8 protein-coding genes are annotated in these 5,418 nt (G+C 68.9%); 5 read left to right on the top strand and 3 right to left on the bottom strand.

From position 1 onward, the window contains the following. The first annotated feature begins 568 nt into the window (after positions 1–568). Complete coding sequence (locus K6I34_RS30595) at positions 569–877, top strand: helix-turn-helix domain-containing protein (RefSeq protein WP_229330919.1); 309 nt, start codon at positions 569–571, stop codon at positions 875–877. 52 nt (positions 878–929) lie between these two features. Then, entirely contained in the window at positions 930–1,385 is a 456-nt protein-coding gene (locus K6I34_RS30590; RefSeq protein ID WP_229330917.1) for an ASCH domain-containing protein, read from the top strand. Here K6I34_RS30590 and K6I34_RS30585 read toward each other — a convergent pair. Continuing rightward, positions 1,382–1,912, bottom strand: coding sequence for a DUF1203 domain-containing protein (locus K6I34_RS30585; RefSeq protein ID WP_229330913.1), 531 nt, complete (start codon positions 1,910–1,912; stop codon positions 1,382–1,384). The two genes, K6I34_RS30590 and K6I34_RS30585, sit on opposite strands and share 4 nt — an antisense overlap. Before the next feature lie 190 nt (positions 1,913–2,102). Here K6I34_RS30585 and K6I34_RS30580 point away from each other — a divergent pair, with 190 nt between their 5' ends. Together K6I34_RS30580 and K6I34_RS30575 are read left to right on the top strand one after the other, a co-directional pair. Further along, positions 2,103–2,909 carry a helix-turn-helix transcriptional regulator gene (locus K6I34_RS30580; RefSeq protein ID WP_229330910.1) on the top strand — a complete coding sequence of 269 codons (807 nt, stop codon included), beginning with the start codon at positions 2,103–2,105 and terminating at the stop codon, positions 2,907–2,909. Continuing rightward, positions 2,906–3,154: a DUF397 domain-containing protein gene (locus tag K6I34_RS30575; protein ID WP_229330908.1), complete on the top strand. Its 249-nt coding sequence runs from the start codon at positions 2,906–2,908 to the stop codon at positions 3,152–3,154. The genes K6I34_RS30580 and K6I34_RS30575 overlap by 4 nt, the downstream gene beginning before the upstream one ends. 24 nt (positions 3,155–3,178) lie before the next feature. On the opposite strand, the gene K6I34_RS30570 is transcribed toward K6I34_RS30575, so the two are convergent. Then, the gene (locus K6I34_RS30570; RefSeq protein WP_229330905.1) at positions 3,179–4,120 is read right to left on the bottom strand and encodes a hypothetical protein; all 942 of its coding nucleotides are present in this window, start codon (positions 4,118–4,120) and stop codon (positions 3,179–3,181) included. Positions 4,121–4,390: 270 nt separating this feature from the next. Here K6I34_RS30570 and K6I34_RS30565 point away from each other — a divergent pair, with 270 nt between their 5' ends. Continuing rightward, on the top strand, positions 4,391–5,125 hold the full coding sequence (locus K6I34_RS30565) for a hypothetical protein (protein ID WP_229330903.1): 735 nt from the start codon (positions 4,391–4,393) through the stop codon (positions 5,123–5,125). Positions 5,126–5,155: 30 nt separating this feature from the next. On the opposite strand, the gene K6I34_RS30560 is transcribed toward K6I34_RS30565, so the two are convergent. Next, entirely contained in the window at positions 5,156–5,320 is a 165-nt protein-coding gene (locus tag K6I34_RS30560) for a hypothetical protein (protein ID WP_229330901.1), read from the bottom strand. Positions 5,321–5,418: the final 98 nt, after the last annotated feature.

The raw sequence follows: 5,418 nt of genomic DNA, 5'->3' as shown, positions 1-5,418 counted from the left end.
GGCCGGCGGTGGGCGCGTCGTCGGTCGTGGGGACAGTGAACCCGTCCGGGTGGCGCGCAGGCCTCGGGACGGGTGCTCAGCAGGCACCGGTCCGGGCACTCATGCAGCCGGGATTCGGCTGTCCGGGTGCCGTGGACGAGGGGCCGCAGCCGGGCATACTGGCTGCGGCCCCTCGTTCGACCGTGCCAGGATCAGGGCATCTGCCCTCCAGCACGGGAGCTCCCATCCGCGAAGAAGTCGAACACCTGGTCGCCAAGATCGCCCGAACCCGCGGAGACCTCGAGGCCTAACCCGACTTCACGACTCAGCATCCTTCACTCGAGAGGAGCCGCACCCAAATGAATTCGACCCCCTCCGCCCCTCCCTGGCGGTCACTCTGGATGTGGGCACGCAGAGCGGCGCATTCCGGGCAGTGGGGCGGCTCCACTCGATTGGGCGATGACTGCTGCAAAGTGTCGGGCGCGCTCGTGGGGGCTCCCTACCGTGCGGGCTGTGCTTGCCCAGAAGGAGTGCGAGGGGTCGCACCCCGGGCCTCGGCCACCTACCACCGGACCTTCGAGGAGCCGTCGTGACCGGATATCACAGCTCGTGGGTGGTCCCCGAGGAGCACCGGGCCGATCCGGCCTATATCGAGGCCGGGGCCGCGATCGCCCTCGGCCAGGCCGTCTATGACCGCCGTACCGCTCTGGGTATCGACCAGGCCGCGCTCGCCGAGCGTGCGGGGTTGTCCCTCCACGACATCGAGTGCATTGAGGGTGGCGGCGTCCCGCCGAGTCTCCCCTTGCTGCGTGCGCTGGCGACGGCGCTGGACGCGACCTCGGACGTCTTCGTCGACACCGAGGACACCCGCGTCTCCTTCATCCCGCACGCCGCCTGACGGAGCTCCGGAGCCGGTCGGCCCGCGTGGCACGGGCAGTTACCGTGACCGCATGACGACCGACGCCACCCCACCCGCGAACCTCGCATCGATGCCCAGGGCCGAGTTCGCCTTCCCCAGGCCGCTGCGCGACCAGCTCGTCGCAGCGATCCTCGACGGTTCCAAGACCTCCACCACAGGACTCCTTGCCGACTACGAGCATGAGGGTGATCCCCTGCCGAAAGCCGGGAACCGTTCGGTGGTCATCGACTCGGACGACCGTCCGGTCGCGGTCATCGAGATCACCGGCGTGCGTGTCGTCCCGCTGGCACAGGTGGATCTCGCTCACGTGGTGGACGAGGGGGAGGGGGACACCAGCGTGGCCGAGTGGCGGGCGGGCCACGAACGGTTCTGGCACAGCGAGGAGATGCGCGCTGCGTTGGAGGACCCCGAATTCACCGTGGACGACACGACACTGGTGGTTCTGCAACGCTTCCGCCTCATCGCCGACCTTCGCCTCGCCGATTAACCATCCGCCTGTCGCTCACCATGTCGTTGCTCCCGACGGACCTCCACCATGAAGCAGCCGAACTCCACCGCGCGGACGTGCACCAGTGCCACCGTCGGATCCGCGAAGACGTCGCGCAGCGCGGCGTCCACCTCGGAGGCCCGGTCCCCGGGAATTTCGAGCAGGGTGCCGCCGAGGATGTGCCCCCGGGCGTCGTAGGCACGCAGCACCCGGCGAGCACCGTGTATCTCGGCGGGATAGGCGGTACGGGAGGCTGGCCCGGCACAGTCCGTGGCGTGGATGAAGACCGGGCCGCACTCGTCGTACGGGCCGGGATCCGCGTCCATCTCGGCCGCCCAGCGGCGCAACGGGGCGTAGGAGACGAGGACGATCCGCTCCCCGGCGCTGCTGCGCCGCAGGCAGCAGCGCAGCGGGGCGCCGCCTTCCGGGTCGGTGAAGGGCTGCCGGGCGAACCCGGCGTCGTCCTTCTCACGCAGCTCGCGCAGGACTGCCGGGGCGATGGCGCGGAACTCAAGAGTTGCGATCATGCGTCCAGCATCGACAGCCACCCGCCGCCACGCTGGCGGAAATCGGACGTCGGCCTCGCCGCGGCTGGCTCCGGGGCCTGTGGGCGTTCACCCGTGCGGGGCAAGTCGATTCGAACGGGGCGGGGTTGGGGCTTGTCGGGCCCTAGCGTTCGTTGGTACCGACAGATGGTACGAGAGTGTGGGGTATGGCATGAGCGTGCTCGATCACACGCCGATGGCATGGCGGCTGTCCGGAAACCAGGTCAAACTGTGGCGCACCGAGGCCAAGATCTCCCGTGAGGTGCTGGCCCAGGAAGCGGGGTACGGCATCGAGACCGTCAGGTCCATGGAGACGGGCCGACGCCGCCCGACGGAACGCCTGCTGGAAGTGGCGGACCAGTTGTGCGGGGCCAAGGGCAAACTGCTGGCCGTGCATCCGTATTTGGAGCCGGATCAGTACGAGTGGTACGCGGTGGACTTCGTCCAGCACGAGGCCGAGGCGATTTCCCTCAACTCGTTCCAGCCGCTGCTGATTCCGGGGCAACTTCAGACCGAGGAGACGATGCGCGCTCTCTTCAACGCGGACTGGCCGCCGGTGAGTGACGAGACGATTGAGGAGCGGGTGAAGGCCAGGGCTGCCCGGCAGGTCATCCTTCAGGACCGGACAAAGGAATTCAGCTTCATCATTGGGGAAGCGGCTCTCCGCAACACCTTGGGCGATGCCGAACGGCACAAGCGGCAATTGCTCCGCCTGCTGGAGGAAGGCAAGCAGCGCAACATTGTGATCCAGGTCCTGCCGATCGAAGGCGCCCACCCCGGAGTCAACGGGTCCTTCGTCCTGTTGGAGACGCCCGAGCACAGGCTCATGGCGTACGAAGAGGGTCAGATGCCAGGCTCTCTGTATTCGGCCGCGGAAAGGGTCAGCACGTTGCTGCAGCGCCATATCTTGATTGCGCGGCACGCTCTGACCCCCAAGGATTCGGCGCGGTTCATCAAGAAGCTGACGGAGGAGCTGTGACAGCCGGGTTGAAGTGGATCAAGTCTAGCCATAGCGGAACCGAGTCGAACGACTGCGTTGAGGTCTCGCTGCGCTGGTTCAAGTCCAGCCACAGCGGACAGGAATCAAACGAATGCGTCGAGGTTGCCGACCATCCCCAAGCCGTCCATATACGTGACTCCAAGCACAAGGACGGCCCCTGCCTTGCCATAAGGCCCCACTCGTGGGGGCGCTTCGCGAGCTACGCAGAGGCGGGGGCCGCCTAAAGTCAAGCGGCTGGCGCAGCGGCCTCAGCCCATGTCCGTCCAACCCGTCCAACTCGACGGGTCCGTCATCGTCTTCTCGTACAGGCGGCCGTCCGTCGCGCCCGTCGCGAAGACGTCCAGGCGGCTGCCGCCCTCCGTCCACGTGGTGCTCGGAGCGCCGGAGAGGCCGCCCACCGGGACGCCGAAGCCGCTCACCCAGTCGCTCCAACCCACCGTCGACGTCCAGTACTTCTGGTACAGGCGGTGGTCGGTCCCCACGCCGAAGATGTCGATGCGGTCGCCGTTGCGCGTCCATGACGCGGAGGGGGCGGAGCCCAGGGCGCCGCCCTGGTCGGCCCAGGTGGTCCAGCCGCCGGAAGGCGTCCACGCTTTCTGGTAGAGGTGGTTGTCGGTCGCGCCCGTGGCGAAGACGTCCAGGCGCGTACCGCCCGCCGTCCAGGTCGCGCTGGGAGCGCCGGAAAGGCCACCGGCCGGAGGCGCGTACGAGCCCCAGGCGCTCCACCCCGCGCCGGGCGTCCAGAACTTCTGCTGGAGCTGGTGGTCGGTGCCTACGGCGAAGATGTCGAGGCGCTCGCCGTTGCGGGTCCAGGAGGCCGACGGCGCGGAGTAGAGGCTGCCGCCGAGGTCCGCCCAGCCGCTCCAGCCGAGCGGGGCGGCCCACGTCTTCTGGTAGAGGTGGCCGTCCGCGGCACCGGTGACGAAGACGTCGAGGCGGCTGCCGTCGGCCGTCCAGGTGGCGGTGGGCGTACCGGCGAGCCCGCCGAGCGGGGTGTCGAAGCCGCCGGCCCAGTCGCCCCAGCCGCCTCCCGTGCCCGTCCAGGTCCGTTCGTACAGCCGGTGGTCGGGGCCGATCCGGAAGATGTCGATCCGGCCGCCGTTCTGGGTCCAGGAGGCGGCGGGGGCGGGGGCGTCCGCCCGTAACGTGACCGCGCCCGCGTGCGGAGACACTGCCGTGAGCAGGGCCAATGCCACTCCTACGGCTGTCGCGAGGCCGCGCGCCGCCTTGCGTAATCGTCCGGTTCTTCGCATCACTGCTTGCTCCCTCCGACGGGGTGGGCCATGACGGCTTCACCATCTCGCCGGGGGAGCCATGCGGAAATCCCCGAAGCTGGGCATTGACAGCGTCCCGTAGGGCACGGTCATGGCGTCAAGAAGGCGGCAAACCGCCGTACGAACAGCGCGGGTGGTGAGCCGCGATCGAGCAGTGTTCCGTGCATGAGTCGCAGGAATCGCCAAGTGACCGACCAGGTGACCGACCAAGTGCCCCAGCCGCGCGCCTACATGGACATGGTCCTGGACGACGTGTACCGCCAGGCGTGCGCCACAGCGCGTGAGTACGGGGGCGTTCCCGAGCAGATCGTCGGCTTCCGCTATCCGCGCCCGAGGCCGGTCAGGACCATCGAGCGGCAGCATCGGCCCGACGAGTTCCACGGGACGGCCCGCTCGGTGCGCCGCACCCTGTGGGCGTGGAAAACCGACTGCGCGGTGTACGTGCGGCACCGGGGCGGGCAGGTGGTGGCCGTCGCGGTGTGGCCCGGCCGGGCGTGGTCGGCGGTACGCGCCGCCGGGCCGGTGGAGGATTCCCCGCTCGACGTGCCGTGGCTGCGGGAGAGCATGGCGGACGGGACGTGGCGGCCGCCGTCGTCGAGAACGAGGTCGAAGCCGGGCTGGGAGCTGGCCTGCGGCGCGCTGTTCCTGCTGTTCATCGCCGGGGCGTTCATCCTGTGGAAAGGCGTGATCGGCCTGCGCGACGGCACCACCGTCTACTGCGCCGACCACAAGATGAAACCGGGCGAGTCCTGCACCGTCCACAGCAGGGGCACCAAGCCGCACCGGTTCACGTACGAGGACGCGGCCGACGGCTGGGTCAACAAGTACCCCGCGCTGGCCACGGCGATCGGCGCGACACTCGTCGCCGTCCCCGTGGCGCTGGCGATTCCCGTGAGCCGCAGGGCATACCCCGACGACTGAGCGCTCCGCTGGAAGTCCGGTGAGACCCGGTCAACCTTTCTCGTTCTCCTGCGTCCGTTCGCCCTCCGCCTGGGACGGGGTCGTCCGCTTCACCTGCGGGTGCGCGCGCTGCATCTTCTCGGTCTCGTCCATGTCCTCGTCGAGCCGCTCGCCCTCCGCCTGTGACGGGGTCGAATACTCGTCGTACTGACTCATGACGGTCTCCTCAATCCGGTACATACCGGTATATAAGGAGCGTAGTCCTTGAGGCCCGCCCGCCGCCGTATCCAGGCCGCCCGACAGGGCCGGTGGGG

It is taken from the genome of Streptomyces sp. UNOC14_S4 (assembly GCF_020740835.1).
Lineage (GTDB): Bacteria > Actinomycetota > Actinomycetes > Streptomycetales > Streptomycetaceae > Streptomyces.
Note: the sequence above shows the minus strand (reverse complement) of the source record. Positions and strands in the feature narration are given on the sequence as shown.